24 protein-coding genes and 2 tRNA genes are annotated in these 25,223 nt (G+C 63.1%); 9 read left to right on the top strand and 17 right to left on the bottom strand.

The genetic code is table 11. From position 1 onward, the window contains the following. Window positions 1-9 precede the first annotated feature (9 nt). From KBZ22_RS11610 to KBZ22_RS11580, 7 genes are read right to left on the bottom strand one after another with little or no spacing between them, the layout of a single operon-like run. Window positions 10-2,679, bottom strand: coding sequence for an MGH1-like glycoside hydrolase domain-containing protein (locus KBZ22_RS11610; protein WP_255022075.1), 2,670 nt, complete (start codon window positions 2,677-2,679; stop codon window positions 10-12). Window positions 2,680-2,694: 15 nt separating this feature from the next. Continuing rightward, on the bottom strand, window positions 2,695-4,212 hold the full coding sequence (locus KBZ22_RS11605; RefSeq protein ID WP_255022074.1) for a GMC oxidoreductase: 1,518 nt from the start codon (window positions 4,210-4,212) through the stop codon (window positions 2,695-2,697). Between the two features lie 10 nt (window positions 4,213-4,222). Next, complete coding sequence (locus KBZ22_RS11600; protein ID WP_254942066.1) at window positions 4,223-4,801, bottom strand: heme-copper oxidase subunit III; 579 nt, start codon at window positions 4,799-4,801, stop codon at window positions 4,223-4,225. Next, window positions 4,798-6,474, bottom strand: coding sequence for a cbb3-type cytochrome c oxidase subunit I (locus KBZ22_RS11595; protein WP_255022073.1), 1,677 nt, complete (start codon window positions 6,472-6,474; stop codon window positions 4,798-4,800). Before KBZ22_RS11595 ends, KBZ22_RS11600 begins: the two co-directional genes overlap by 4 nt. Before the next feature lie 5 nt (window positions 6,475-6,479). Further along, a complete protein-coding gene (locus tag KBZ22_RS11590; protein ID WP_254998137.1) occupies window positions 6,480-7,427 on the bottom strand; it encodes a cytochrome c oxidase subunit II in 948 nt (315 codons plus the stop codon). Further along, complete coding sequence (locus KBZ22_RS11585; protein ID WP_106502780.1) at window positions 7,424-8,044, bottom strand: DUF2231 domain-containing protein; 621 nt, start codon at window positions 8,042-8,044, stop codon at window positions 7,424-7,426. Before KBZ22_RS11585 ends, KBZ22_RS11590 begins: the two co-directional genes overlap by 4 nt. Further along, window positions 8,044-8,541, bottom strand: a complete 498-nt coding sequence (locus KBZ22_RS11580; protein ID WP_255022115.1) for a DUF2231 domain-containing protein — start codon at window positions 8,539-8,541, stop codon at window positions 8,044-8,046. Before KBZ22_RS11580 ends, KBZ22_RS11585 begins: the two co-directional genes overlap by 1 nt. 155 nt (window positions 8,542-8,696) lie before the next feature. On the opposite strand from KBZ22_RS11580, the gene KBZ22_RS11575 reads away from it, so the two are divergent. After that, a complete protein-coding gene (locus tag KBZ22_RS11575) occupies window positions 8,697-9,215 on the top strand; it encodes an HdeD family acid-resistance protein (RefSeq protein ID WP_254942070.1) in 519 nt (172 codons plus the stop codon). Here the strand turns inward: KBZ22_RS11575 and ggt are convergent. The 3 genes from ggt to KBZ22_RS11560 are packed head-to-tail and all read right to left on the bottom strand — an operon-like array spanning window position 9,184 to window position 15,285. Beyond that, window positions 9,184-10,974 (bottom strand): gamma-glutamyltransferase, encoded by a 1,791-nt coding sequence (ggt, locus tag KBZ22_RS11570; protein WP_255022072.1) that lies wholly within the window; start codon window positions 10,972-10,974, stop codon window positions 9,184-9,186. The genes KBZ22_RS11575 and ggt overlap by 32 nt on opposite strands. Continuing rightward, the gene (locus tag KBZ22_RS11565; RefSeq protein ID WP_255022071.1) at window positions 10,971-14,810 is read right to left on the bottom strand and encodes a hydantoinase B/oxoprolinase family protein; all 3,840 of its coding nucleotides are present in this window, start codon (window positions 14,808-14,810) and stop codon (window positions 10,971-10,973) included. Before KBZ22_RS11565 ends, ggt begins: the two co-directional genes overlap by 4 nt. After that, window positions 14,794-15,285, bottom strand: coding sequence for a YajQ family cyclic di-GMP-binding protein (locus KBZ22_RS11560; RefSeq protein ID WP_106502775.1), 492 nt, complete (start codon window positions 15,283-15,285; stop codon window positions 14,794-14,796). The genes KBZ22_RS11565 and KBZ22_RS11560 overlap by 17 nt, the downstream gene beginning before the upstream one ends. Before the next feature lie 85 nt (window positions 15,286-15,370). On the opposite strand from KBZ22_RS11560, the gene KBZ22_RS11555 reads away from it, so the two are divergent. Continuing rightward, complete coding sequence (locus tag KBZ22_RS11555; protein WP_255022070.1) at window positions 15,371-15,790, top strand: MAPEG family protein; 420 nt, start codon at window positions 15,371-15,373, stop codon at window positions 15,788-15,790. A gap of 9 nt (window positions 15,791-15,799) precedes the next feature. On the opposite strand, the gene KBZ22_RS11550 is transcribed toward KBZ22_RS11555, so the two are convergent. The 3 genes from KBZ22_RS11550 to ebsA are packed head-to-tail and all read right to left on the bottom strand — an operon-like array spanning window position 15,800 to window position 17,860. After that, window positions 15,800-16,312 carry a DNA-protecting protein DprA gene (locus KBZ22_RS11550; RefSeq protein ID WP_254931240.1) on the bottom strand — a complete coding sequence of 171 codons (513 nt, stop codon included), beginning with the start codon at window positions 16,310-16,312 and terminating at the stop codon, window positions 15,800-15,802. Window positions 16,313-16,348: 36 nt separating this feature from the next. Next, the gene (locus tag KBZ22_RS11545; protein WP_255022069.1) at window positions 16,349-17,446 is read right to left on the bottom strand and encodes a phosphotransacetylase family protein; all 1,098 of its coding nucleotides are present in this window, start codon (window positions 17,444-17,446) and stop codon (window positions 16,349-16,351) included. 36 nt (window positions 17,447-17,482) lie between these two features. Continuing rightward, complete coding sequence (gene ebsA, locus KBZ22_RS11540) at window positions 17,483-17,860, bottom strand: type IV pilus biogenesis protein EbsA (RefSeq protein WP_255022068.1); 378 nt, start codon at window positions 17,858-17,860, stop codon at window positions 17,483-17,485. Between ebsA and KBZ22_RS11535 the strand changes: the two genes are divergently transcribed. Beyond that, on the top strand, window positions 17,859-18,680 hold the full coding sequence (locus KBZ22_RS11535) for an NAD-dependent epimerase/dehydratase family protein (RefSeq protein ID WP_255022067.1): 822 nt from the start codon (window positions 17,859-17,861) through the stop codon (window positions 18,678-18,680). The genes ebsA and KBZ22_RS11535 overlap by 2 nt on opposite strands. Here the strand turns inward: KBZ22_RS11535 and map are convergent. Beyond that, window positions 18,677-19,534, bottom strand: a complete 858-nt coding sequence (gene map, locus KBZ22_RS11530; protein ID WP_255022066.1) for a type I methionyl aminopeptidase — start codon at window positions 19,532-19,534, stop codon at window positions 18,677-18,679. The genes KBZ22_RS11535 and map overlap by 4 nt on opposite strands. 149 nt (window positions 19,535-19,683) lie before the next feature. Between map and rplS the strand changes: the two genes are divergently transcribed. The 4 genes from rplS (at window position 19,684) to gltX (ending at window position 22,292) form a co-directional block, all read left to right on the top strand. Next, entirely contained in the window at window positions 19,684-20,193 is a 510-nt protein-coding gene (gene rplS, locus KBZ22_RS11525) for a 50S ribosomal protein L19 (protein ID WP_255022065.1), read from the top strand. 92 nt (window positions 20,194-20,285) lie between these two features. After that, a tRNA-Trp gene (locus KBZ22_RS11520) sits at window positions 20,286-20,358 on the top strand. 352 nt (window positions 20,359-20,710) lie between these two features. Then, a tRNA-Asp gene (locus tag KBZ22_RS11515) sits at window positions 20,711-20,784 on the top strand. A 74-nt stretch (window positions 20,785-20,858) separates the two neighbouring features. After that, a complete protein-coding gene (gene gltX / locus KBZ22_RS11510) occupies window positions 20,859-22,292 on the top strand; it encodes a glutamate--tRNA ligase (RefSeq protein WP_255022064.1) in 1,434 nt (477 codons plus the stop codon). Here gltX and KBZ22_RS11505 read toward each other — a convergent pair. The 3 genes from KBZ22_RS11505 to KBZ22_RS11495 are packed head-to-tail and all read right to left on the bottom strand — an operon-like array spanning window position 22,224 to window position 24,300. Next, window positions 22,224-23,483, bottom strand: a complete 1,260-nt coding sequence (locus KBZ22_RS11505; protein WP_255022063.1) for a cation:proton antiporter — start codon at window positions 23,481-23,483, stop codon at window positions 22,224-22,226. The two genes, gltX and KBZ22_RS11505, sit on opposite strands and share 69 nt — an antisense overlap. After that, on the bottom strand, window positions 23,480-23,722 hold the full coding sequence (locus tag KBZ22_RS11500) for a hypothetical protein (RefSeq protein ID WP_254959672.1): 243 nt from the start codon (window positions 23,720-23,722) through the stop codon (window positions 23,480-23,482). Before KBZ22_RS11500 ends, KBZ22_RS11505 begins: the two co-directional genes overlap by 4 nt. Then, entirely contained in the window at window positions 23,680-24,300 is a 621-nt protein-coding gene (locus tag KBZ22_RS11495) for a DUF1643 domain-containing protein (RefSeq protein ID WP_255022062.1), read from the bottom strand. Before KBZ22_RS11495 ends, KBZ22_RS11500 begins: the two co-directional genes overlap by 43 nt. Window positions 24,301-24,342: 42 nt before the next feature. On the opposite strand from KBZ22_RS11495, the gene KBZ22_RS11490 reads away from it, so the two are divergent. Both KBZ22_RS11490 and KBZ22_RS11485 read left to right on the top strand, forming a co-directional pair. After that, a complete protein-coding gene (locus KBZ22_RS11490) occupies window positions 24,343-24,702 on the top strand; it encodes a nucleotidyltransferase domain-containing protein (RefSeq protein WP_255022061.1) in 360 nt (119 codons plus the stop codon). Then, window positions 24,699-25,100 carry a HEPN domain-containing protein gene (locus KBZ22_RS11485; protein ID WP_255022060.1) on the top strand — a complete coding sequence of 134 codons (402 nt, stop codon included), beginning with the start codon at window positions 24,699-24,701 and terminating at the stop codon, window positions 25,098-25,100. Before KBZ22_RS11490 ends, KBZ22_RS11485 begins: the two co-directional genes overlap by 4 nt. The last annotated feature ends 123 nt before the right edge of the window (window positions 25,101-25,223 follow it).

Below are 25,223 nucleotides of genomic sequence, written 5' to 3'. Positions count from 1 at the left end.
TCCCTTGCGTTAACCAGATGAATAACGACTCAACTGGTTGACCATCTTGGCGACAGTGGCGCTCCATCCAGTCTGGTGGGAAGCACCCACACCCCGGCCATTGTCACCATGGAAATATTCGTTGAACAGGATCAGATCCCGCCAGTGGGGATCGTTCTGGAACAACTCCACATCACCATTGAAGGCCCGCCGCCCGGATGCATCGCGCCGGAAGATACCGACTAGGCGCTTCTCCAGCTCCAGCGACACCTCCCAGAGATTGAGCCAGTTGCCGGAGCGCGTGGGGAACTCCACCTTGAAACTGTCCCCGTAGTAATGGGCGTATTTCTGCAACGACTCAATCAGCAGGAAGTTGATCGGCATCCACACCGGCCCACGCCAATTGGAATTGCCGCCAAACATCGCCACGGGACTGTCCCCAGGGCTGTAGGTGAGGGTCTGACTATCGGAGCCCTCTGTGAACGAATAGGGATTGTCGCCGTACACCTTGGAGAGGGAGCGGATCCCGTAGGAGGAGAGGAATTCCTCTTCATCAAACATCCGTTCACAGATCCGCCGCAGGCGATCCTCCGGTACGAGGGTGTAGAGGATGCGGTCGTTGTGCCACTGGCCGAGGTTGCGTTCCAACCAGGTGGGCGTGGTGCGCTCATGCACAAACCAGGCCATGCTTTTAAGCACATCGAGCACAGGCAATCGGTCGACGGTTTCACGGTCGAAACTTGCCACAGCCAGCAGAGGTACCAGACCCGAAAGGGAGCGAGTGCGCAGGTAGTCGGTGCTGCCGTCTTGCCGCTTGATCACGTCGTAGTAAAACCCATCCTCGTCATCCCAGTTCAGGAAGCCTCTTTCTGAAGGAGTATTGAGGGTGATGGCCAGTTGAGTGAAGTCGTAAACGAAGCGCTCGCAGGTGTCGGCATATTCAGGCTGCTGATGGCTTAGTTCCACTGAAATATTCAGCAGGTTGAGACTGAGCGAGGCCATCCAGGCCGTGCCATCGCATTGCTCGATGCGGCTGCCATCGGCAAGGGGAAAACGGCGATCAAATATGGCGATGTTGTCGAGGCCTAGAAACCCCCCCTCAAACACGTTGTCGCCAGAGCGATCGTTGCGGTTGGCCCACCAGCCGTATTCGAGCAACAGCTTGCGCAGGGCGGCCCGCAGGAAGGGATGATCGGCCTGGCCGGAGTGCTTGCGATCGATCTGGTAGATCCGCATCGCCGCCCAGGCGCCGATCGGCGGATTGGGATCGGAGAGAGCCCACTCATAGGCGGGGGTTTGGGCGCTGGGGGCTGTGTAGTGGGGGCTGCGCAGCAACATCGCCTGCTGCTTGGCCACCTCTGGATCGAAGATGGCGAAGGCCACCGCGTGGAACATCAGATCCCACTGGCAGAAATAGGGGTACTCCCACGCATCCGGCATCGAAATGATGTGGTGGGAGTGAAGTCGACGCCACTGGGCAGTCTCCGACTGCCACCGATTCGCCGGCGGTGGCGGCTGGGTGGGGTCACCTTCGAGCCAGCGCAACACGCTCCAGCCGTAATACTTCTTGCACCACAACAATCCCGCCAAAGCGGAGGTGTGAATCAGGCGATCCTCGGCATTGAGGCCGGGCAGGGTATGTTCATAAAATTGGGCACATTCCAACTCGCGGGCCTGAAAAAGGGCCTCAAAGGTGTCGCCGAAGGCAGGCTCGCTAGCCCCGTCAGCATCCACCCTGTCGCGTTGCCTCAGGCGCAGCTCGACGGTCCACTCTTCAGCCGGAGCCAGGGTGCGCTGCAACAAGCGGGCCGCCTTGGTGCCGCCCTGGGCTGTATTGATCGCCGCCGCCTCAGCGCCAATCACATAGCGGTGAAAGCCATCCTTCTGATATGGGGTGGGATTGGGCTCGCCATAGAGATGCTGATGGTTGGTTTCGTTGTCGGTGAACAACCAGCTGCCCCGATCCCGGCAGATCAGCTCGTAAACCCCTAGGTGGGGCAGATCACCGGTGACCACAACATCACCATCGAGGGCCATCGGCTGGCGCTGCTCATCGGGATAGCCCCAACCCCAGGTGTTGCGCATCCACAGGGTGGGCAACAGGGTGAGAGGGGCAGGATCGGGCCCGCGGTTGGTAACCCGGATGCGGATCAGCAGATCGGTAGCTGAGGCCTTGGCGTACTCAATGACAACGTCGAAGTAGCGACTGGCATCAAAGATGCCCGTATCCACCAGCTCGTATTCGGGCTCGCTGCGGCTGCGGCGACCGTTTTCATCCACCAACTGCTGGTAGGGGAATGCGGCCTGGGGATACTTGTAGAGCCCCCGCATGAAGCTGTGGGTGGGGGTGTTGGCGAGGTGGAAGTAGTAATCCTTGAGATCTTCACCGTGGTTGCCCTCGGGGTTGCCCAGGCCAAATGGCCGCTCCTTGAGGATCGGATCTACCCCATTCCAGAGGGCCAGGGAGAAACACAGCCGGCACTCTTCGTCGCAGATACCCAATAAACCGTCTTCGCCCCAGCGATACACCCGCGAGCGAGCCTGGTCGTGGGGGAAGGAGCGCCAGGCATCGCCATCGGCGGAGTAGTCCTCCCGCACCGTGCCCCACTGGCGATCGGGCAGATAACTGCCCCACAAGGTCCAGGGCTGAAGGCCCTGGTCGCGCTCCAGGATGCGAGCGGCTTCAGGAATGGTGGTCACCGGGGGCCGTTGACGTCATCGGAGGGATGCCTTGAGGCCAGCGGCGATGCGCAGGGCATTGGCGATCACGGTGAGACCGAAGCCCATGGCCGGACAGGCCGGGAAGACACTGGCATCGGCGATGGTGAGGTTGACCACCTCGTGGCTGCGGCCCTGCAGATCCACCACCGACGTGGCTGGGTTGTCGCCCATGCGACAGGTGCCGCAGCTGTAGCCCATGGCCGATAGGGGCGCCTCGCCGCGGGGATGGGTGGGAGCCTCCTTCACCACATGGCAATCCGGATCGGCCTCCACCGCCTTGAGGGCGTCGATCCAGCGGTACACGAGGCGGTCATGGGCCTCGCGGTTGTTGGCCAGATAGGTGATCTGAATACGATCCCCCCGCAAACTGACGCGGTTGTGGGGGTCGGGCAGCACCGGACTCATGGCCCACCAGGAGATCGAGCGGGAGGCGAGCTGCTCGAGGCCGAAATTAGGCAGCAGCTTGGTCACCAGCGAGAGCACCGGTGGCGATTCAGCAAACAGGGCGTCCTGCAAAACACCGCCACCGTTCTGAATCGAACCCAGTGGGAAGGAGACGTTCTTGTCGCCCCAGAGGTAGTCGTTGATGCCGTAACTGCGCCCATAGCGACCGCTGTTGGCTTCAGTGGCGAGCTGCAGGATGGAGGTGAGCTGCAGCTTCATCAGGTTGCGGCCCACCTGGTCGGAGCCGTTGGCCAGGCCCCGGGGATGGCGATCGGTGGCCGAGCGCAGCAGGATCGCGGCGCTGTTGATGGCGCCGGCAGCTAGCACCACCTGATGGCCCATGAACAACCAACTTTGGCCATCCACCAGGGCCTCAACCCCTCGCACCTCCGTGCCACTGGGATTGACATGCAGTCGCTGCACCTGGGCGCCGGTTTGTACCACCACCGCGGTTGAAGCGCGGGCCGGATCCACTCCGAACAGCTCTGCGTCACCACTGGGATCGGCGCTGGACTGGGACCAGCTCAGCGGCAGGGAATAGGGATTCAGCCCCTGGCGAACCAAGGCCAGCCGCAACTCCTCAAAGAACGGCTCCACGGGCTTGGGGGCCATGGCGTAGTCGGCGCCCGCTCGCGGTTCGGTGGGATCCACACCCCGCTGACCATGCACCCGATATAGGGCCTCAGCTTGGTCGTACCAGGGTTCGAAATCTCCGTAGCTAAGCCCCCAGGCTGGAGCCTGCCCGCCCTGTAAATGCAAGCCAGCAAACTCCTGCTCCCTCAGCCGCTCGAGCACCCCACCCCAGATCTTGGTGTTGCCACCTAGGGCGTAGATCGTCTGAGGCGAAAAAGGATCCCCGTCGGTGCCAAACCATTGCTCCTTGGGGTGGTAGCGATCCTTGCGGAACAAATCCACATCGGCGACGTTCTGATCAGCGAGGGACATCTGTTCCCCCCGCTCCAGCACCAGCACTGCCAATCCTGATGAGGCAAGCGAATTGGCAAGGGTGCCACCGGCAGCTCCACTGCCAATGACAATTACGTCGTAATGGTTGTCGTCGATGATCATGGATGGTTCCTCAGCTGCGCTGCCAGACGTAAAGGAGAACGAAGAGGATGATCCAAATCACATCCACAAAGTGCCAGAACAGGGATGTGGCCTGAACGCCCTGCTCTCCACCCGCATAGTTCTGGGGGATGAAAGATTTCACCAGCATCAATCCCATCAAAAACACCCCCGTGGCCACATGCAAGCCATGGAAGCCGGTAAGCAGATAAAAGGTGCCGCCGAATACACCACTGGTCAAGCCAAACTGCAGACCACTCCACTCAACGGCTTGGCCGTAGAGGAAATAGGCACCAAGGGCCATGGTGAGCAGCCAGAAAGCCCGAAATCCCATCAGATTCCCCTTGCTCATGCAGCGCTCTGCCAGCCAGATCGTGCCAGAACTAGAAATCAATACCACCGTGTTGAGCAGGGGCGTACGCCACTCGAGGCCTTCCACACCGGGGGGTAGCCAATTGAGCGCAGCGGTTTTCAGCAGGGCAAAACCACTAAAGAATGCCAAAAAGATGACACTCTCAGAACAGAGAAAGATGATGAAGCCAGTGAGGTTGTGCTTCGGGTGCTCAGTGTTCAAATGAGGTGTAGCAGTCATGCGCTGGCCTCCTGAAGGGTGAGCTGATTTTCAATCTCTGCCTGGTGCTCAACAAGTGGCTCTCCAGTGCCGTAGCCATAGGGGCGTGAAATCACGGTCGGCACATGCTCACCAAAGTTGTCTTCAGGTGGCGGTGATGGCAGCAGCCACTCAAGACCAATGGCATTCCAGGGGTTATGGGGGGCTTTCGGGCCCCGTACCCAGGCACTCACCATATTGAGGAGAAAGGGAATAATAGACACTCCCAGCAAGAAGGCGCCCAGGCTGGCAAGCACATTCCAGAAGGCGAATTCCGGGTCGTAGCTCGAAACCCGCCGGGGCATGCCCATCAGACCGAGGGGGTGCATGGGCAGAAAATTGAGGTTGGCACCGATGAAGGTGAGTAGGAAATGGACCTTGCCAAGGCCCTCGTAAGGCATGCGGCCAATAAATTTGGGAAACCAGTGATAGATAGCGGCAAAGATTCCCATCACCGCTGCCCCATAGATCACATAGTGGAAATGACCCACCACAAAATAGGTGTTCGATACGTGAATATCGACCGGCACCGTGGCAAGCATGATGCCGGTGATGCCAGCGAACACAAAGTTGAACAGGCCACCCAGGCAAAAAAGCATCGGTGTGGTGAGTCGCAGTTTGCCGCGCCAAATGGTGCCCAGCCAGGCAAACACCTTCACCCCCGTGGGCACGGCAATGAGCATGGTGGAAAACATAAAGAAGTTACGCATCCACTGCGCTACCCCACTGGGGAACATGTGGTGCACCCACACAACTAAACCCAGTGCCACGATGATGAAGGAGGCCAGGCAGACGTAGACGTAGCCAAACAGTGGCTTGCGTGAGTAAACCGGGAACAGCTCTGAGAAGATGCCAAACACCGGCAGGATGATCACATACACGGCCGGGTGGGAATAAAACCAGAAAAAGTGCTGATAAAGCACAGGGTCGCCACCTCCCTCTGGCTGATAAAAGCTGGTGCCAAAGCTGAGGTCCATCAACAACATCACAGCCCCACCGGTAAGGGCCGGCAGGCCGATCAACTGCAGACTTTGGGCTGCAAGGGCCGTCCAGCAGAACACCGGCATGCGGAAAAAGCCCATGCCAGGGGCGCGCATGCGCAGAATAGTGGTGACGAAGTTGAGCGCTCCCATGATCGAGGAGACACCCGAAAGGGCCACGGCTGTGATCCATAGGCCTTGGCCATTAATAAAGTGGCCCAGCGGGTTCTGGGTGCTCACCGGTGGATAGGACCACCAGCCGGAATAGGCCGGCCCACCAGGAACGAAAAAGCTGCCGATCAACAGGGCGCCAAAAATGGGAACCAGCCAGAAGGCCACCGCATTCAACCGCGGAAAGGCCATATCTGGAGCGCCGATCATGGTGGGGATCAGCAGGTTATTGAGCCCATTCAGCACCGGAAAGATGAACAGGAACAGCATGATTGTTCCGTGCATCGTGTAGATGCCGTTGTACACCGTGCGGTCGACCAGGTCGGCCGCTGGCGTGATCAGTTCACCGCGAATGATCATGGCCAGCAGGCCACCGATCAGAAAGAAGAAAAAGGCCGTAACGATGTACTGAATGCCAATCACCTTGGCATCGGTGTTGAAGCCGAAGTAGCGGCTCCAGGAGGTGTTTTCGGGAGGGCTGGGCGGGAAGGTAGCGGAGGTCATCGGGCTCAGGCGTCGTGCGGCAGGGAGTTGGATCCGGGAACGTTCACCTGGGGCGGTGGAGCTGGCGGCACGGTGGCCCAGCCTGGATTTTTCAGCTGTTTGCGCTCGCCGTACTCGATTACTGCATCACTTAAACCGGGCTGCAGCGGCTGGCTAGCGGCAATTTTCAGCCAAGCCTGGTAGGCCTCGGAGCTCTCGACCACCACATCGGCCTGGTTGGCGGCAAACCAGGTGCCACTGAACTGGGAATCGCGCAGGCGGTAGCGCCCCTCCCGCGTTGGAGTGAGATTGAAGTTGATCGCCCGGCCAGGAATTACGTCCTGCTTGAGGCGGAAGGCAGGAATGAAAAAGCCATGAATAACGTCGTCTGACACCAAACGGAAGCTGACGGGCTGATCAACCGGCAGGTGCAGCTCGGTGGTGGAAACATTGGCGCTTGGATAGCGAAATTCCCAAGACCACTGGCGAGCAATCACCTCCACCTGCTCGGCTGGCAAGCGATCGGCGGCGTAGCCGCCCTGGTCTTCCACCGGATTAGCCAAATGGATGTGCTCCATCGGCCCAAGAACTCCGAGTTTGGTGTTGACGCGCATGGCGTAAACAGCGATGGCCATCACCAGCAGTAGGGGAATAACCGTCCAGATCACCTCGAGGCGAGTATTTCCCTCAATCGGCTCCGCATCGCTCTCGTCGTATTTCTCAGCGCGGTGCTTAAGCAGCACCCAAGCCATCACCGACACCACCGCCCCAAACACGAAAGTACCGACGCCCGTTTCAAAGCTGAACAGCCCATCAACCAGTGGTGCCGCGGTAGATGCCTGCACCGGCAGCCAGCTGTAGGACTGCTGGGCCATCCACCAGCTCAAGGCCACCAGCAAACCGATCCACCCAAGCAGGGCCACCAGGCCCAGGCCGCTGATCGGCAGACGGGAGCGGTCAGAGGAATTACTCACGGCAGGGCCTCCTTGAGATCAGCGCCAGCGGCAAGAAGTTGGTCGGCGGTGATGTGAACACCGAATTCAGCTGCAAGCTCGGCGCCGAGGGTGCCGTGCAGCCCGATCACAAGAAATAAGCCCAAACCCACCAGCAGGTAGAGCCACTGCACCTGACGCCCCATGTCACGACGCCAGACAAAGCGCTGGTAGCCGCGCCACACAGTCATGGCGACGATCACAAGCAGGATCACAACCCCACCGACGCCATGCACAAGCATCGTCTCCATGCTCTGAAGCCCGATGCTGCTTGTAACTCCAGGCAGGGGCACTGCCAGCAGCATCTCGTAGAAGCCAGCGGCCACCGTAAAGAAGGTAACGATGGCGCAGGCCAGCAGGTTGTACCAACCCACATCGTGGAAGCCGCCGCGGGTCACCGGCAGGGCCAGGAAGCGGAACACCCGCTTCTCCACCGGATATAGGGCACCAGCTATATCAAAGGCGATGGCAATCACAAAAAGCCCGATGGTGAAATGCACCAGGTTGGGGTGAATTGGCAAGGCATAGGGAAGCCCGTTGGGCCCTAGATCAGCTGCCAACTGCTCAATCGGTGAGCCCGCCGGAATGAAGGCAGCCATCACACCAGCCCCGAGCGCATGGCTTGCACCACCGGCACCGTGTGCAGGCCGTACACCCAGATGAGTTGGTTGCCGAGGGTCACCTGCAACACGATCAGGGCACTGAGCAGGCCTCCGGCGCCTAGAAATGCCAAGGGCAACTGCTGGGGGTCCTTACTGCGAATTACATAACGCCAGCCCGACATCATCGACAGCACTCCAGCCAGCGACCAGCCGATCGTGCTGTGCAGATTGAGGATGTCGCGCGAAGCGCCATAGGGAGTGGCCAGCCCCGCCTCAATCTGGCCAAACATGATCGCCACAAAGATGGCGGCCGTGGCAAATAGGAGATTCCAAAAACTGACCTCAAATAGAGCTGGCCGGCGGGTTACAACTCCGATCAGATCAAATACAAAGGTAATCAGCCCCATGGCGATCACAAAGTGCACAACGATCGGATGGATGGTGTCCATCCAAGGGAGGTTGTGCTCGTTGAGCGGCGGCAGCAGCTCAAGCATGGTGCCCATACCAAACACGATTGATCTCCACGTTGGAGAGAGCCAACCAGCAACGCCGAAAGCCGTGATGCTTTGCTACACAGCCATGAGCATTTCCTGACAGCGGGCCCTTGTTGCGCGGCGATTAAAGTTGAAAGCTAATTGCTTTTATTCCGGTGACAGTTCCTGCCTCTCCCGCCCTGCGCTGGGTCACCGCAGTCCTGCTTTTTGCTGCGGCCGGGCTGTCGGTGGTGCTGCCATTTGTCTCGGCCACCTTGCTCACCATCGCCGTTGGGGCCGTATCAGTGATTGCCGGGGTGTCCCAAATTCTGCGTCTCACTGGCGAAGCCGATATCAAAGGAAAAATCTTCCGCCTGTTCTCAGGTCTGCTTTATCTAGGCGGCGGCGTCTGGGTGCTGGCATTCCCAGTTGCCAGCGAGGTGAGCTTGACGCTGTTTGTCGGCTTCCTGCTTGCTTTCGAGGGCGTAATGGAGCTAGCCGCCGCGGCCACCGGCCAGGGAGCGGCTCGCGGCTTGGTGCTGATTGACGGCATCGTCACCGCCGTACTCGGCGGCATGCTGATTGCCGAATGGCCCTCCGACAGCATCTGGGCGATCGGCATGTTGTTTGGCATTGGCATGGCGTTTTCCGCCATCAACCTGCTCACGGCCCCACCAAGCCAGCCGGCCAGTTGAGCGGCAGCTCGCCAATGGCCGCCGCATCGAGGCGGCGGGGATCAGCCACCCCCAAGCTGCCTCCATCAGGAAGCACCTCAACGCTGTTTGCCGATCCCATGGCGGCCGTAACGACTACACGGTGGCCTTTTGCTTCCAGCAATCCCACCGTGTCAGGGCTCAGTCCCTGTTCCACGCTGATCTGATCGGGCCATAGCTGGGAGTGAATCCGGGGGCTGGCCACGGCTGAGGCCAGGTTCAGGCCATGCACCATGCGGTTGAGCAGCACCTGCAACACGGTGGTGATGATGCGACTGCCGCCAGGGCTGCCGGTAGCCAACCAGGGCCGGCCATCGGGGCGAAACACCAGGGTGGGCGTCATCGAGCTCAGTGGTCGTTTGCCTGGAGCGATGGCGTTAGCGCTGCCCTGCACCAGCCCGTAGGCATTGGCCACGCCGGGTTTGGCAGTGAAGTCGTCCATCTCGTTGTTGAGCAGGAAACCGGCGCCGGGAACGCTGATGCCACTGCCATAGGCGAAGTTGAGGGTGGTGGTGAGGGCCACCATCCCGCCCTGAGGGTCGGCCACTGAAAGATGGGTTGTGTTGGTACCACCTGCCTGGAAGCCCTGGGCCGCTAGCTCGCTGGCGGGGCGATGGCGCTGAAGCTGGATCTGGGCCCGCAACCGCTCCGCATGGGCCGCACTCAGCAAGCGCTCCAACGGCATCTCCACCTGATCGGGGTCGCCTAGCCAATGGTTGCGATCGCGATAGGCAAGGTTCATCGCCTCCACCATCCGGTGCAGGCTGGCGGCGCTGTTGAGACCCAGCTCAGCCAGGGACATGGGCTCGAGCACCTGGAGCAGTTGCAGCAAAGTGACGCCACCACCACTGGGGGGCGGCATGGTGAGCACCGGATGGTTGCGGAATCTTGCCTGCAGGGGGCGCACCAGCTGGGCCCGGTAGCCCTTGAGGTCGGCATGGCTAATCAGGCCGCCCCGTTGGCGCATCAAGGTCACCAATGCGTCAGCGATCGGGCCCTCGTAAAAGCCTGGTTCGCCCTGGGCGGCGATGCGCCGCAGGCTGGCGGCAAGCAGGGGCTGGCGCCACAGCTGGGCAGGCCGCAAGGGGCGCTTGAGAAACAGCTGGCTGGAGGAGGGGTCTGTCTGCAGCAGCGGTGTGCCCTGGCGCAGGGAATCGGCCAGTTCCTTGCCCACCGGAAAACCGCGACTAGCCAGGCGGATCGCCGGTGCCAGCACCGCGGCCCGCGAGAGCCGGCCATAACAGCGCTGGCTCAGCAGTAAGCCAGCGGGGCTACCAGGCACGGCCACACTCAACAGGCTGCGGGTGGCTCGCTCACGATCCACCTCGCCTTCGGGGCCGAGGAACATCCCAGCGGTGGCTGCCAGGGGCGCCGTCTCGCGAAAGTTGACGGCCACTGCCGTGCCACGGCCAAGGCGCAGCTCCGGGGCGGTAGGGCAGCCCCGGCCCGCAGCCGGTGATGGTCCGGGCAGCCACAGCACCAAAAAACCACCGCCGCCGAGGTTGCCCGCCTGGGGCAAGGTGACCGCCAGGGCAAAGGCCGTGGCCACCGCCGCATCCACCGCATTGCCGCCGCTGGCCAGGATTTCAGCGCCCGCCAGCGATGCCCAGCGCTCCTGGCTTGCCACCATGCCGGCGGCAGACCACTGGGGGTGGAAGCGCTGGCTGCGCTCCTGCAGCACCTCTGCCTGGGCTGGTGCGGCCAGCAGCGTCGCCAGCCCAGCTAGCAGCAGTCGCTTCATGGTCTGCCCGGGGCGCCGTAGCCCCCACCGCCTGGTGTCTCAATGCGCAGGGCTTCACCGGGCTGGAGCTCCAGCTCGCAGCAGCCGTCGAGCTGCCGGCTCGAGCCATCAACCCCGATCCAGGTGTTGCGGCCGCAGGCGCCCGGCAGCCCGCCGGCCAACCCCGCGGGAGCCACCCGCCGCGCACCTGAGATCAGGGCAACGGTCATCGGGGCCAAAAAACGCAACTGCCGCACCGCCCCAGCGCCTCCCCGAAACCGCCCATCCCCGCCCGATCCGGCCCGGATCCCAAAGCGCTCCAGCCGCACCGGAAAGCGCGTTTCCAAAATTTCCGGGTCGGTGATACGGGAGTTAGTCATGTGGCTCTGCACAGCGGCCGCCCCGTCAAAGCCCGCACCACCGGGGCGGATGCCAGCACCGCTGCCCCCACCGATCGTTTCGTAGTACTGGCAATGGCCATTGCCAAAGCTGAGGTTGTTCATCGTGCCCTGGGCGGCGGCTTGCACCCCCAGCGCCGCAAACAGAGCGTTGGCTGCCGCTTGGGAGATTTCCACATTGCCGGCAACCACCGCCGCCGGTGGCTTGGGATGCAGAAGGGAGCCGGGCGGCACAATCAGCTCGATTGGCTCGAAGCAACCGGCATTGAGGGGGATCTGTTCGCCCACTAGGCAGCGAAACACGTAGAGCACCACCGCCTTAGTTACGGCTAAGGGGGCGTTGAGATTGCCGCTGTGCTGGGGCGAGGTGCCGCTGAAGTCAACCTGAACCCGGCGAGCCCCAGCGTCGATGCGAACAGCTACCTGGATGAAGGCGCCGTGGTCGAGCTCCACCCGGGCAGAGCCGCTGCTGAGGTGAGCAAGTGCCTGGCCCACCGCCTCGGCACCGTAGGCTTGCCCATGGGCCATGTAGGCCCGCACCTCGTCGAGGCCGTGGCGCTCAATCAAGCGCCCCAGCTCCTGAACACCCAGCCGATTAGCCGCCGCCTGGGCCTGCAGATCGGCAAGCAACTGGTCGGGGTTGCGTACTGGATGGCTACCTGCAGCTAGTCGCTGCCGCCACAGCGACTCATCAAAGTTGCCACTACTCAAAAACGGCACGTTGTCGAGTAGCAGGCCCTCATCGTCGATGCTGCGACTGAAGGCCGGCATCGAGCCCGGGGTGATGCCGCCCACATCGGCGTGGTGGCCGCGGCAGGCCACAAAAAACAACGGGGTCCCAGCCTGGGAGTCGCCCAAGCCAGGGACAAAAACCGGCGTAATGGCGGTGATGTCTGGAAGGTGGGTGCCGCCGTTGTAGGGATTGTTTGACAACACCACATCGCCAGAAGCCAATGGGGGGCGCTCGCCCCGGGCGATGGCGGCAAGCAGGCTGGCCACGCTGTCGCCCATCGAACCGAGGTGCACCGGGATATGGGGGGCATTGGCTACCAGCTGACCCGCCGCATCGAAGAGGGCGCAGGAGAAATCGAGCCGCTCACGGATGTTCACCGAGCGGGCGCTCTGCTGCAGCCGCCCACCCATCTGCTCGGCGATGGCCGCAAAGCGGTGGTTGTAGAGCTCAAGCAGGGTGGGATCGGGCCCCTGCTCCACAACTTCAACAGCCTGTTCAACAGCCTGGTCAACCCCGCTGCTGGCCGCCGCCGCGCCGTCCCGCTCCAACAGCAGGGCTCCATCGGCTAGCACCAGGGCTTGCCAGCCAGGCTCCAGCACGGTGGTGGTGGTCGCATCGACAACCAGGGCTGGCCCCGCGAGCCTCTGCTGGGGCTGCAGCTGGGAGCGCTGCCACAGCGGCACCGGCCGCCAGCCAGCCGCCTCGCCCAGCCACAGGGGAGTGGTTGGGGCAAGCGGGGCTGCAGCCACTGCCTGTCCTCGAACTACTGCCTTTCCTCGAACTACTGCCTTTCCTCGAACCACTGCCTGTTCTGGAACCACCGCCGGGGGAGCCAGCTCCACCAGCAGACGCTCCACGATCCAGTCTTCGCCCACCGGGCCATAACCGAAGCGCTGCAGATGGGCGGCGCTAAAAGCTCGCTGCAGGTCTTCAACCCCTTGCTCGTCTGGCAGCCACGTCACCTCCAGGCCCCGCTCGCTGCCGGCGGCCCGCAGCTCCAGCTGCACCCCGATCCGGCCAGTTGCCCCTTCGGCCAAATCCCCCAGCCGGCGCAGGTCGGCGAGCCCCTGCTGCTCCAGCTCGGCGCAGCGCTGACGCAGCAGGGGGAGGCTGTCGGAGCGCAGCGGCAACCGCGGCGAGCACTCCAGCAGCAGCCTCTGCTCGGCCATGCCGAGGCCATAGGCGGAAAGCACCCCCGCCAAGGGGTGGAGCAACACCCGCCTCACAGCCAGCACCTCAGCCAGGCGGCAGGCATGCTGACCACCAGCCCCGCCGTAGCTCACCAACAGGGCCTCGCGCAGGTCGTGGCCGCGTTGGATCGAGACTCGGCGCAGGGCTTCCGCCATCGTTTCAATGGCGATCTGCAGGGCCCCTGCCGCCAGCCGCTCCGGGCTGATCCCAGGTGCCACCAGTGCCATCTCAAGCGCCAGCTCCGCAAACCCTCGCCGCACCGCTTCCCCATCTGCGGGTTGGTCGCCCTGGGGGCCAAACACCGCTGGCAGGGCGGCAAGCGGCAGGCGGCCGAGCAGCACGTTGGCATCGGTGATGGTGAGCGGCCCGCCGCGGCGGTAAGCCGCTGGACCGGGATCAGCTCCCGCAGAAACAGGCCCAACCTGCAGCCGCCTGCCGTCAAAGCGCAGCACCGAGCCGCCGCCAGCAGCCACGGTGTGAATCGGCAACATCGGAGCTTGCAATTCCAGTCCAGCGATCTCGGTGGCAGGGCTGCGCTCCCAGGCCAGATCACCGCCAGCGTTTGAGCGGCAGCGGTCATCGAAATGGAACACATCGGTGGAGGTGCCACCCATGTCGAAACCAACGATCGGCTGCGGCGGCAACCCAGCGGCAGCAAGGGCCCTCCGGCCCACAGCCACGGCGCCCACCATGCCTCCGGCCGGCCCCGAGAGGATCGTGTCTTTGGCCAGCAGCAGCTCAGGCGCTGCCAGAGCCCCACTGGATCGCATCACCCGCAGCCTGGTTGCTGGCCCCAAGGCCCGCTGCACCTGACGCAGGTAGCGACCCAGCACCGGCGCCACCGCCGCCTCCACCAAGGCGGTCTGGCCGCGGGGCACCAGCCGGGGCTGGCCACTGAGCCGATGGGAGAGCACCACGGACTCGAAGCCCAGGGGTGCGAGCCACTGCTCCAGCTGCAGCTCCTGGCTGGAATTGCGGGTGCTGTGCAGCAGGGCCACCGCGCAACTGCTGTAGCCGTCGGCCTGGGCTTGCAGCAGCTGCTGCTGCAAATCCTCTCCCCACTGGAGCGGTGCAAGCTCGAATCCCTGCGCATCCAGGCGCCCCTCCACCTCCAGCACCCGCACCCGCAAGGGGTTGGGCCGCTGAATGGCCAGGGCAAAGAGGTCGGGGCGGTGCAGGTCGCCGATGCTGAGCAGGTCGGCAAAGCCGCGATTGATCAGCAGCACCACCCCGGCACCGCGCTGCTCCAGCAAGGCATTGGTGGCCACGGTGGTGCCAAGCCTCACCTCCCGCACCAATCCCAGCGGCAGGGGGCTGCCGGCCACAACGCCGGGCTCCCGGCTCAGCAGCGCAGCTATGGCACGCACGGCCGGGTCCCCCGGGCACTCCGGCTGCACCGACAGCACCTTGCGCACCAGCAGCTCGCCAGCTGGGCTGCAGCCCACCACGTCTGTGAAGGTGCCACCCCGATCAACCCAGAACCGCCAACCAGGGGCGGAACAAGCCGGCTTCACCGGCTCAGCGGTAGTTCTCAAACTGCAAAGGAACTTCCACGTCCTGGGCCTTGAGCAGGTTGATCGCCTGCTGCAGGTCGTCCTTGTTTTTGCCAGTGATCCGCAGGCTTTCGCCCTGGATCGAAACGGTCACCTTCTTGAGCTCGTCGCGCACGGTTTTGCTCAGCTGCTTGGCCAGCTCAGAGCTCAACCCTTTGCGCAGTTTCACCACCTGTTTGACCCGGTTGCCCCCCACGGGCTCGGGGCTCTGGAAGTCAAAAATCTTCAGCGAGAGGTTGCGCTTGGTTGCCTTCTGGCGCAGCACGTCCTCCACGGCCTGAAGGGTCATGTCGCTGGCGGTGGTGATGGTGAGGCTCGCCTCCTCCACCTCTATTTCGGTATTGGAATCCTTGAGGTCGTAGCGGGTGCCCACGTCGCGGCGCACCTGATCGATTGTGTTGACGAGCTCCTGGCGATCGAAATCGCTCACCACATCGAAGGAATAGGTGTCGGCCATGGGGCGCAGTTTGGAGGTCGGAGAAGTTCACGGATCGTAGGGGCGGCCTGTCAGCCTGACTAAGCACTGATTGCGCCTGCAGTTCATGACCTCCACCCTTGCCCCTTTCGCCTGGTCGTTGCTGCTGGCAGCTGGCGTGGTGGTATTCAGCATTGTGCCCCTGGGCGCCGCCCGCTCCAAGGCCAATTTCCAGATGGCCGACCTGGGCGCCCCGCGGGCGATGTTTGAGCGGCTGCCGGCCTGGGGCAAGCGGGCCGCCTGGGCCCACCAAAACTGCTTTGAATCCTTCACCCTGCACGCGCCTGCTGCCCTGCTGTGCCTGGTGGCGGGTGTCACCAGCCCGGTAGCCATCGCCGCGGCCTGGATCCATCCCCTGCTGCGCCTGGCCTACATCGGCATGTACGTAGGCAACGTGCCACCGCTGCGAGGCCTCTGCTGGGCAGGCTCTCTCACCTGCAGCGGCTTGCTCTACGTGGAAGGCCTAAAAGCGCTGCTGGGCTCCTAGGCCACAGATTTAATCGAAGAACATCACGCTCACCACCTTGCCCATGTCCTCCGCGACCCGGCAGCTGGCAAGCAAGGTTTCACTGTCGTGGAAGGCGTAACAAATCAGCTGATCGCAACGACTGATGATGTCTTGGTTGCAGAGGCTGCTTGCCATCGGCAGGGGCAGCTCATCGTGCTCTGGCTTCTCCACCAGATGCAGCACTCGCTCCAATTGATCGCGAGACTCTCCGGGTTGGCGATCGAGGCTCTGGGGCAAAAGCACGGTGAGCCTGGCCGGATCAATCTCCAGCACGCTGCGAATCACCGCCGCATTAACGCCCTGGGATCCAGAGGTGATCAGATTGTGACCCTCCTGGGCCAGGGAGCGGGCCACTAATTCGACCAGATGGATCGAAACAACGGGCACATGGCGACTGCCCAAAATTGCAATCCGACGCTTGCTGCGGTCCTGGAGCATCGCCAGTTCCTGGGCCAGGGTGTCGATACGATCAATCGACGGAAGATCAAGGGACCGCGACACCAGTAGCCACCTGTCAGTCCTTTGAAACTAGCAGCGTTATTTCATTAACGCGGGCAACTGCAACCGAGCAAACAGGCGCTCGAAATTGCAATGCTCTTCCACCAGCCGGAAGGCAAAGCTTGCCTTCACCACTTCGTGCAGACGCACATGACCAAAGGCCTGCTCAATCACTTCCACCGTAGTGAGGGTGTCGTGCTCCACCTTGAGCAGGGGCACTTCGAGCTCCTCGGCCCGGTTGAGCAGCTGGGGCAGCGGATCTCCAGCGCCCGTGAGAATCAGGCACTGGGTTGAGGCCTCCAGGGCTGCCAGCTGAATATCGGTGCGATCAGCGCCAGTCACCACCGCCATGTTGCGGCGGCGCCGGAAAAACTCCATTGCCGAGTTGACATTCATGGCGCCAATCGAGAGGGTTTCCACTAGGAGATCGAGCCGTTCCGGGCAGCACAGCACCTGGGCACCGAGCCGCAGGGCCAGCTCCTCCACCGTGACACTGCGCAGCAGCGGGCTCTGGGGCATGACGCCAAGCACCGGCAAACCAAGGCGCTCCAGGGCAGGTACCACTTCGGCGCACAGCTGGGCCACAAGCCCCGGCTTAACGGCATTGAGTATCACCCCCGCCAGATGCTCACCCAACTCGGCCTGAGCCGCCAGGAGCGGGTCGATGCTGCAGCTATCGATCCAGGGATGCACCAGCAACACCGATGCCTCCAAGCCCCGGGCCAGCTGGGCCAGGCTGAGGCCGTAAAGCAATCCCTCATGCAGGCTGCCGGCGGCTTCCAGCAGGGTGAGCCCGTCGCTGGCGGCGGCCAGCTGCTGACGCAGCTGCTCAAAACCCGAGCCGGGATCCAAGTCACCCTGCAGCAGCCGCCGCTCTGCCGTGGCCGGGTCGAGCACGTGCAGGGAGGAAATCAGATTGGCTTCCGGAAGCCCCAGGGTGGCGCCGATGAAACGCACATCGGCATCCAGCAGAGGCGCCTGGCTGGCAGGATCCACCGGGCTATCGAGGCTGGTGGCTAGGGGCTTGCCAAAACGCACCGGTACCCCTTGACGAGCCAGCTGGCGGGCCATGCCAAGCACCACCGCCGATTTGCCACTGAAGGATTCGCAGGAGCCGATCAGCAAGGTGGGGGCCATCGGTCAACCTCGCTTGGGGGTGTCTTGAAGCGAAATTTAGGCGGCGCTGCCCACTGGTTCGGTAGCAAGGGGCGGCTGACCCAGCAAAAGCCATTGCCAGAAACTCGCCGGCAACTGCTCCCCCTCCCGATCCATCAACCACTGCACCAGCTGGTGGCAGGGCAGCTCGAAGCTGTACTTCACCTCTGGAAAATCAGGAAAAGTCAAATCGCAGTGGAGAATTTCCTGGGGTGCGGTCTCACCACTCCAGCTAAGCCGCAGCATGTGGCTACGCCCCCCCTGCAACAGGCGCTTACCAGCCCAATCGCCCTCCAGCAGGACAGCCAAAGCACTCTCTAAAGCCATCAGCCGACCTAGCCCCCCGCAGTGAGGAGCAAATAGGGGCACTAGGGGGGCAACAGTCTCAGGGATCATGCCAGTGGGCATCAAGGCGGCGTTTACGTCATCTATTTCCGGCCATGCTGACGCGTCGGCCGCCGTTTACGCCAGGCAGATGACCAGTTTTGACGGATGCCGGATTGCGGTTACCGGTGCGAGCGGCAGCCTGGGTCGGGCCCTACTCCAGGAGCTAGCCCAGCAGGGCGCCTCACTGGTAGCCCTCACCAGCAGCAGCGAACCTCTGCTCCTGCTGGATCCTGCTGGCACAGCGATTCCCTTAGAGCAGGTCTGCTGGCAATGCGGCCAGGAGCAGGAGCTACGTGGGCTACTGGAGCGGGTAGACATCCTGGTGCTGAACCACGGCATCAACCAGCAACAACTCCGCAGCCGCTCTGCCACGGCGCTTGCCCTGGAGGTGAATGCCCTGAGCAGCTGGCGGCTGCTGGAGCTGTTTGCCGAGGTGGTGGAACAAAGCCCCCGGCCAGAGCGGCCCAAGCCAGAGGTGTGGATCAACACCTCGGAGGCGGAGATCCAGCCCGCCCTCAGCCCTCTCTATGAACTGAGCAAACGGCTGTTAGGCAGTTTGGTGAGCCTGCGTGCCCTGGATCTCTCTGGTGCCAGCGGGCCCCTGCGCATCCGCAGGCTGGTGCTGGGGCCATTCCGCTCAAGCCTCAACCCAATCGGGGTGATGGGGCCAGGATTCGTGGCCAATCAGGTACTTGCCCAGGCCCGATTAGGGCTCAGCCTGATCATCGTGACCCCAAACCCCCTCACCTATCTGTTGATGCCGCTAAGCACCCTGGCGCGTTGGGGCTACTTCAAGCTGCTGACGCGGCCAAGCCCCGACCAGCCCTAGAAATCGCGGTCGGTGAGGATTTCGCAACCCTCGCTGGTTACGGCGATGGTGTGTTCCCACTGGGCCGACCAGCTGCCATCAACGGTCACCACGGTCCAGCGATCCTTGAGGGTGCGGCAGGCCTTGCTGCCGGCGTTGAGAATCGGCTCCACCGCCAGGGTCATGCCCGGGCGCAGCTTCATGTTGGGCAGATCTCGGGTGCGGAAGTTGAACACCGAGGGCTCCTCGTGCAGATTGCGGCCCACTCCATGGCCCGTGTAGTCCTCGACCACCGCAAAACCGTGGGCCTCGACGTGGTCTTGGACCGCTCCAGCAATGTCGAGCAAGGTGTTGCCCGCCTTGATCTGGCGCAGCCCTTGCATCAGCGATTCCTGGGCCACCCGGCAGAGGGTCTGGGCCTCCTCGGTGGCGCCTTCACCTACACAAAGGCTGACGCAGCTGTCGCCGTGATAGCCGTCGAAGTAGGCACCGGTGTCGATCTTCACCAGGTCGCCGGCCTGAATAACCCGTTTGCTGTTCGGGATGCCGTGGACTACTTCGTTGTTGATTGAGGCGCAAATACTGGCCGGGAAACCGTGATACCCCTTGAAACTGGGAGTAGCACCCATCTCGCGGATGCGCTTCTCGGCATGGCGATCGAGGTCGCCGGTGCTCATGCCGGGAGCCGCCAGCTCCAGAATTTCACGCAGCACCGTGGCCACAATCCGGCTGGCCTTGCGCATGGTGTCGATCTCGCGGGCCGACTTGATTTCAACGCCGCGCCTTCCCTTTTGGATGCGTGGACCGGTTTCAACGGTGGGGGAGGCAACCGCCGCGCCCTTGGTGCTGGCAAGTAGGTCGGCAAACAGATTCATGCAATGACCCACCGGCAGCTATCCGGCAGCGATGTAGGGCAGAACTGAAAGCTACCAATGGGACTGGACCGCTGTGGCAAAGCCGGAATAGAAAACGGGGCACCACGAGCCGGTACACTGCATCTTTGGCCAGGCGTAGCGGAGCTGAGATGGCAACGGAGTCGACAGAAAATCAAGCAGCTGATCAGGTGGTAGACGCCACCCAGAGCACGGCAGCTCCTGCGGCCACCGAGAGGACTGCAGCTCCTGCGGCCACCGCGGTGCAAGAAAAACCCGCCGCCACGAAGGCCAAAACCGGCAAACTCAGCGCCCAAGAGCTGATCCGGGCCTTTGAGGCAGAGCAACTTAAAGACGAGCTGCCCGACATTTACGTCGGCGACACCGTCAAGGTGGGGGTGCGCATCCGCGAAGGCAATAAGGAGCGTGTTCAGCCCTATGAGGGCGTGGTGATCGCTAAGCGCCATGGCGGCCTCAACGAAACGATCACGGTGCGCCGGATCTTCCAGGGCATTGGCGTGGAACGGGTCTTCATGCTTCACAGTCCTCAAGTTGCCTCCGTCAATGTGGAGCGCCGAGGTAAGGTGCGTCGGGCGAAGCTCTTCTACTTGCGCGACCGGGTGGGTAAAGCCACGCGCGTCAAGCAACGCTTCGACCGCTGAGGTTGCCAACGCAACGTCAGCCTGCCGTCTTGGGATTCCTCTAGACAGCTGGCTGATTAGCTGCGGTCTCCTATTTACGGGGCATCGGCCATGCGCCGTTAGTTCAGTTGGTAGAACGCAGGTCTCCAAAACCTGATGTCGGGGGTTCAAGTCCTCCACGGCGCGTTCGATGCCCCAATTTGCAGTTTGCTGGTTTGAGCATGGAGTTGGATTTACAACCCGGGGATGTGGTCAAGGTGCTCGAATCAGCCGCTCTGGGCTGGGTTCGAGCTCGGGTGATCCGGGTGAAATCCGGTGGCAGGGTGGTTGTGCAGAGCGACCAAGGTCGTGAATTCACAGCCCGAGGCAATCAGGTTCGTTTGATTGAGCCAGCAGGGTTTAGGCCCTGAGATTCATGCGGCTTTTATGCCGATCCGCAATGCCGGTCTGCCCTAAACCAATTGGTTGACGAGCGGACCGGCCATCACGGATACTTTCAAAGTCGCCTCCGCGACACAGTTAGCCTAAAAAGCTGCCTGGGACTGTAGTTCAACCGGTTAGAGCACCGCCCTGTCACGGCGGAAGTTGCGGGTTCGAATCCCGTCAGTCCCGTTCCATTTCAATTAGGAGTTGTCCCTGTGGATGCTGCGCAGTCCGTAGCAGGGCAACCATCTTCAGATCGCCAAGTGCGGGTTCGCCTCGCCCCGAGCCCAACGGGCACGCTGCACATAGGCACCGCCCGCACAGCAGTCTTCAACTGGCTTTATGCCCGCCGCCTGGGCGGTCAGTTTTTGCTGCGCATTGAAGACACCGATAAAGAGCGCAGCAAGCCCGAATACACCACCAACATCCTCGAAGGGCTGCAGTGGCTGGGGTTGCAATGGGATGGCGAACCCATAATTCAGAGCGCTCGCATCAGCGAGCACCGGGCCGCCATCGAGCAACTGCTTGCATCCGGCCACGCCTACCGCTGCTACGCCAGCGAGGCGGAACTCACTGCCATGCGGGAGCAGCAGGCGGCCAGCAAGCAGGCCCCCCGCTACGACAACCGCCATCGCGACCTAACGGCCGAGCAGCAACAGGCCTTCATCGCCGAGGGGCGCCAAGCCACCATCCGCTTCCGCATCGACGACGACGCCACGATCACCTGGAGTGACCTGGTGCGGGGCGAAATGCGCTGGGCCGGCGCCGATTTAGGTGGCGACATGGTGATAGCCCGCCGCGCCGCCGCCGACCAAATCGGCGACCCCCTCTACAACCTGGTGGTGGTGGTGGACGATGCCGCCATGGCGATCAGCCATGTGATCCGCGGCGAAGACCACATCGCCAACACCGCCAAACAGCTGCTGCTTTATCAAGCCCTTGGCGCCGAGCCACCGGTGTTTGCCCACACCCCCCTGATCCTCAACCAGGAGGGCAAGAAGCTCTCCAAGCGCGATGGCGTCACCTCGGTGAGTGACTTTCGGCAGATGGGCTACACGGCTGAAGCCCTGGCCAACTACATGACCTTGCTGGGCTGGTCGCCGCCGGAGGGGATGGGCGAGCGCTTCAGCCTGGCTGAGGCCGCGGCAGCGTTTTCCTTCGAGCGGGTCAACCGCGCCGGCGCTCGCTTCGACTGGGACAAGCTCAACTGGCTAAACGGCCAGGTGCTGCACGAGCTGGGCCCAGAGGCCCTGCGGCAGCAGCTGCTGCCCCTCTGGGCCGCCGCGGGCTGGCCGGCTGATTCCAGCGGCATCAGCGCAGATCCCGCCTGGCAGCTTCAGCTATGTGAGCTGCTCGGCCCCTCCCTCACCCTGCTGGCCGACGGTGTCGACCAGGCCCGGCCGTTCTTTGCAACCCCAGCCCTCAACGAAGCTGCCAGCGCCCAGCTCGAACTCGAGGGTGCCCGCCCAGCTCTGGCAGCCCTACTGGACCAGTTGCCGCCTGGTGCCCTGGAGCCCGATCAGGCCCAGGCGCTGCTTGGCGAGGCCGCAACTGCCGCTGGCGTCAAGAAGGGCGTGATCATGAAGAGCCTGCGGGCAGCGCTGCTCGGCAGCCTCCAGGGACCAGACCTACTGGCCACCTGGCTTCTGCTGCACCGATGCGGCGACGACCGCCCCCGCATCGCCCGCTGCCTCTGAAACCTCTGAAAGGCCCAGCCAGCGGGCCAGGGGGCCGGCGCTTAGGCCCTGCAGCCCCACGGTGAGCAGGATCGTCAGAAACACCAACCCCTGCAGACGGCCGGCCCCCACCACTCCCGCCTGCTCAAGCCGAATCGCAAACAGACTGGCCACCGCTGCGGTAACGATGCCGCGGGGCGCCAGCCAGCTCATCAGGGCCCGTTGGGGCAGGGTGAAATCGAGGCCCCAGGTAGCCAGGCCGATGGCCACGGGGCGCACCAGCAGCATCAAACTCAGCACGCAGGCCACCCCTCCCCAGCCCAAGGGGCTGAGTTCGGCCCAGCTCACATCTGCGGCCAGGAGGGGAAAAAGCATCGTGATCGCCAGCTGGGCCAACTGACGAATCAACTCATCGAGCTCGGCGGCATCGGTATCGGGCCGGCGACCCACCACCACACCAGCAGCCACGGCCGCTGGCAGCCCCGATTCGGGCAGCAGCAACTCACAGCCACTAAACATCAGAAACAAGGTGCCCAAGGTGAGCTGGAGCCTCAGGGCCCCGGCCGGCTGGGCGGGGATGCGGCGCAGGGCTTCGGCCAGCAGCCAGCCGCAGAGCGCACCGATCGCCACACCGCCGCCGAGCCGTTGCAGCAGCCCCAGGGCCAGCTCCCGCCAGCCATGGAGGTCGCCAAGGGCCAGCTCCAAAAGCAGTAGCGCCAGCACGGCACCAATCGGCTCCAGGATCAGGCCCTCCCCCTCCAACACCTCGCCCAGGGGCGGCGCCAGGCGGATCTGCCGCACCAGCGGATTTACCACGGTGGGGCCAGTGGCCAGCACGATGGCGCTGAACACCGCCGCCAGCGACCAGTTCAGCCCCGCCAACCAGTGGGCGGCCAGCAGGCCAGCGGCGAGGCCGAGCACCAGGCGCACCAGCACGATGCGCAGCACTGCCTGCTTGGTGGCATCACCGGGCAAGCGCAGGTTGATGCCACCGTCAAACAGCACCAGGCTCACCAGCAGGCCTACCACCGTGCCCAGACCCGCACCCAGGTCGAGGGGTTCTACAAGGCCAAAGCCGGAGCGGCCGATCACCAGACCGGCGCTGAGCAGCAGCACCACCCCAGGCAAGCCGGTGAGCCAGGCCAGGGCCTGAGCTGTGGCCCCGGCAAAAACCGTGACCCCCCAGAGCAGACCCAGCCGCTCAGGCGTCATTCATCGAGGGCGTTGAACTTGGGCTCCACATGGATGCCAATCACGCCGTTGGGTCGCACGACCAGATACTCGCCCTCCAGGTCGCCGATCGGCACATTCACAAAGGCGTCTGGGGCGGAGGCGGTAAGCACCCCGCCATACCACTGCTGAAACGCCTCCAGGGTGGGGAAATGGACGGTTTCGGTCTGGCCGCCGCTCATATGCAGATGCACGGCGTAGCGGCGGGGGATGCGGGACATGGGGGCGCGCCAGGCAGCGAAACGGAGCTGCCCACAGGATGCCCCAGGGTCTGTTGGTTGTGCCAGGTGAGTGGCTGCAGCGCAACATCGCTGGCCAAATAGAGGGGATGGCGGGGCTGGCCGGCGGCGGTGAGACCCAGGGCCCAGAGACCACGCCCCTGCACCAAGGCCAGCACCTCCTGATCGCGCCGCCGCCAGGTGCCCTGGTTGCCCCAGCCCAGCCAGAGGGTGGCTTCAGGTTGGGCCGCCAGGCGCCGCCGGATCCAGGAATCAGCCTCTGCCCCCAACGGATCAGCTACGCGGCGCAACACCGCCGGCGATGGGCTGATGCGCGCAAACAGGTTGAGCACCTCGAGGCTGCCGTAGCCCCAGCGCTGGGCAAAACCCACCAACCGCCGCAGGGTGGGATCGTCGCGCTGCCCATCGGCCCGCGACGGATTGAGGCCGATGAAGAGCAGCCTTGGCGCCGCCGGCTGCCACAGCCGCTCCAGCCACCAGCGGTACTGGCCGCAGGGGCTGAAGGCGGCATGGGCGGTCGTGTTGGTGAAGGCCCCGTTGCTTGCCCTGCCTTGCTCCATGGCTGCTTTGCCGATGCGCTTAACCTTGGTTCCATGGCATCGATGTCCACTCTCGCCCGAATTCGGCAGGCTCGGCATGAGAGTTGGCTGGCCGAATTACGCCGCAAAACCGAGGAGGTCGGCCAAGCTTGCGTGAATCAGGGCATCGGCATTGAGGAGGTGCTGCTGTTTGGATCCCGGGCCAGGGGTGATTTCGATGGCCATTCCGATGTCGACCTGATCGCCGTTGGCTCCACCCAGCAAGACGCCGAGGCCGTTGCGGATGCTTTGACCGATGCGCACCTGGGGGACGACCTGATCGCCATGAGCCGTGACAGCTGGCAGCGCAAAGCGCACGCCAGCCATCCGACCTGGAGGGCCACCTTTAGCGAGGCCGTGCCGCTCTTCCAACGCGACCCATGAACACACGACCTCAAGCCTGGCTGGATCAGGCCCGCAATGACCTCGAATTGGCTGTGCTGGCTGACACCCGTGACTTTCACGCCCAAGCCTGTTTTTTTGCCTCGCAAGCAGCAGAGAAAGCCTTGAAAGGGGCCATCCTTGAGCTCGGCGCTGAGCCAGCCCACACCCACCAGCTCACCGAACTCGTGATGTGCCTCACATCACTGGGTGTGCCGACGGAGCCTCTGCTGCAGTTGCGTCTCAAACCGCTGAGCCGCATGGCCACCAGCACGCGCTATCCAGACGACGACACGCCGCCGCTGGAGCGCTTTGATCACCAAGATGCCGAGGAATCGATCCGCTGCGCCCAAGAGGTGATGCGGATTGTTGAGCAATGGGACAGCCCCCAGAGCACCTAGGGAAGCTCTGGTCAACGAGGGTTTCACGCTGGCAGCACAGAGCAATTTTGCAGATAGGTGGATTTCTGGGTGATCCAGCTCTAATTTACCTTCTTCTTACTCTTTGAGAGTAGCTTTGAGCCT

The sequence above is a fragment of the Cyanobium sp. L1E-Cus genome (assembly GCF_024345755.1).
GTDB lineage: Bacteria > Cyanobacteriota > Cyanobacteriia > PCC-6307 > Cyanobiaceae > Cyanobium_A > Cyanobium_A usitatum.
Note: the sequence above shows the minus strand (reverse complement) of the source record. Positions and strands in the feature narration are given on the sequence as shown.

Bases quoted from the DNA above. Each gene is read 5' to 3' on its own strand.
- KBZ22_RS11605 (WP_255022074.1), bottom strand. From the start codon at position 4,212: ATGATCATCGACGACAACCATTACGACGTAATTGTCATTGGCAGTGGA.
- KBZ22_RS11600 (WP_254942066.1), bottom strand. From the start codon at position 4,801: ATGACTGCTACACCTCATTTGAACACTGAGCACCCGAAGCACAACCTC.
- KBZ22_RS11595 (WP_255022073.1), bottom strand. From the start codon at position 6,474: ATGACCTCCGCTACCTTCCCGCCCAGCCCTCCCGAAAACACCTCCTGG.
- KBZ22_RS11585 (WP_106502780.1), bottom strand. From the start codon at position 8,044: ATGGCTGCCTTCATTCCGGCGGGCTCACCGATTGAGCAGTTGGCAGCT.
- KBZ22_RS11580 (WP_255022115.1), bottom strand. From the start codon at position 8,541: ATGCTTGAGCTGCTGCCGCCGCTCAACGAGCACAACCTCCCTTGGATG.
- ggt (WP_255022072.1), bottom strand. From the start codon at position 10,974: ATGAAGCGACTGCTGCTAGCTGGGCTGGCGACGCTGCTGGCCGCACCA.
- KBZ22_RS11560 (WP_106502775.1), bottom strand. From the start codon at position 15,285: ATGGCCGACACCTATTCCTTCGATGTGGTGAGCGATTTCGATCGCCAG.
- KBZ22_RS11555 (WP_255022070.1), top strand. From the start codon at position 15,371: ATGACCTCCACCCTTGCCCCTTTCGCCTGGTCGTTGCTGCTGGCAGCT.
- KBZ22_RS11545 (WP_255022069.1), bottom strand. From the start codon at position 17,446: ATGGCCCCCACCTTGCTGATCGGCTCCTGCGAATCCTTCAGTGGCAAA.
- KBZ22_RS11535 (WP_255022067.1), top strand. From the start codon at position 17,859: ATGCCAGTGGGCATCAAGGCGGCGTTTACGTCATCTATTTCCGGCCAT.
- ebsA (WP_255022068.1), bottom strand. From the start codon at position 17,860: ATGATCCCTGAGACTGTTGCCCCCCTAGTGCCCCTATTTGCTCCTCAC.
- map (WP_255022066.1), bottom strand. From the start codon at position 19,534: ATGAATCTGTTTGCCGACCTACTTGCCAGCACCAAGGGCGCGGCGGTT.
- rplS (WP_255022065.1), top strand. From the start codon at position 19,684: ATGGCAACGGAGTCGACAGAAAATCAAGCAGCTGATCAGGTGGTAGAC.
- KBZ22_RS11505 (WP_255022063.1), bottom strand. From the start codon at position 23,483: ATGACGCCTGAGCGGCTGGGTCTGCTCTGGGGGGTCACGGTTTTTGCC.
- KBZ22_RS11500 (WP_254959672.1), bottom strand. From the start codon at position 23,722: ATGTCCCGCATCCCCCGCCGCTACGCCGTGCATCTGCATATGAGCGGC.
- KBZ22_RS11495 (WP_255022062.1), bottom strand. From the start codon at position 24,300: ATGGAGCAAGGCAGGGCAAGCAACGGGGCCTTCACCAACACGACCGCC.
- KBZ22_RS11490 (WP_255022061.1), top strand. From the start codon at position 24,343: ATGTCCACTCTCGCCCGAATTCGGCAGGCTCGGCATGAGAGTTGGCTG.
- KBZ22_RS11485 (WP_255022060.1), top strand. From the start codon at position 24,699: ATGAACACACGACCTCAAGCCTGGCTGGATCAGGCCCGCAATGACCTC.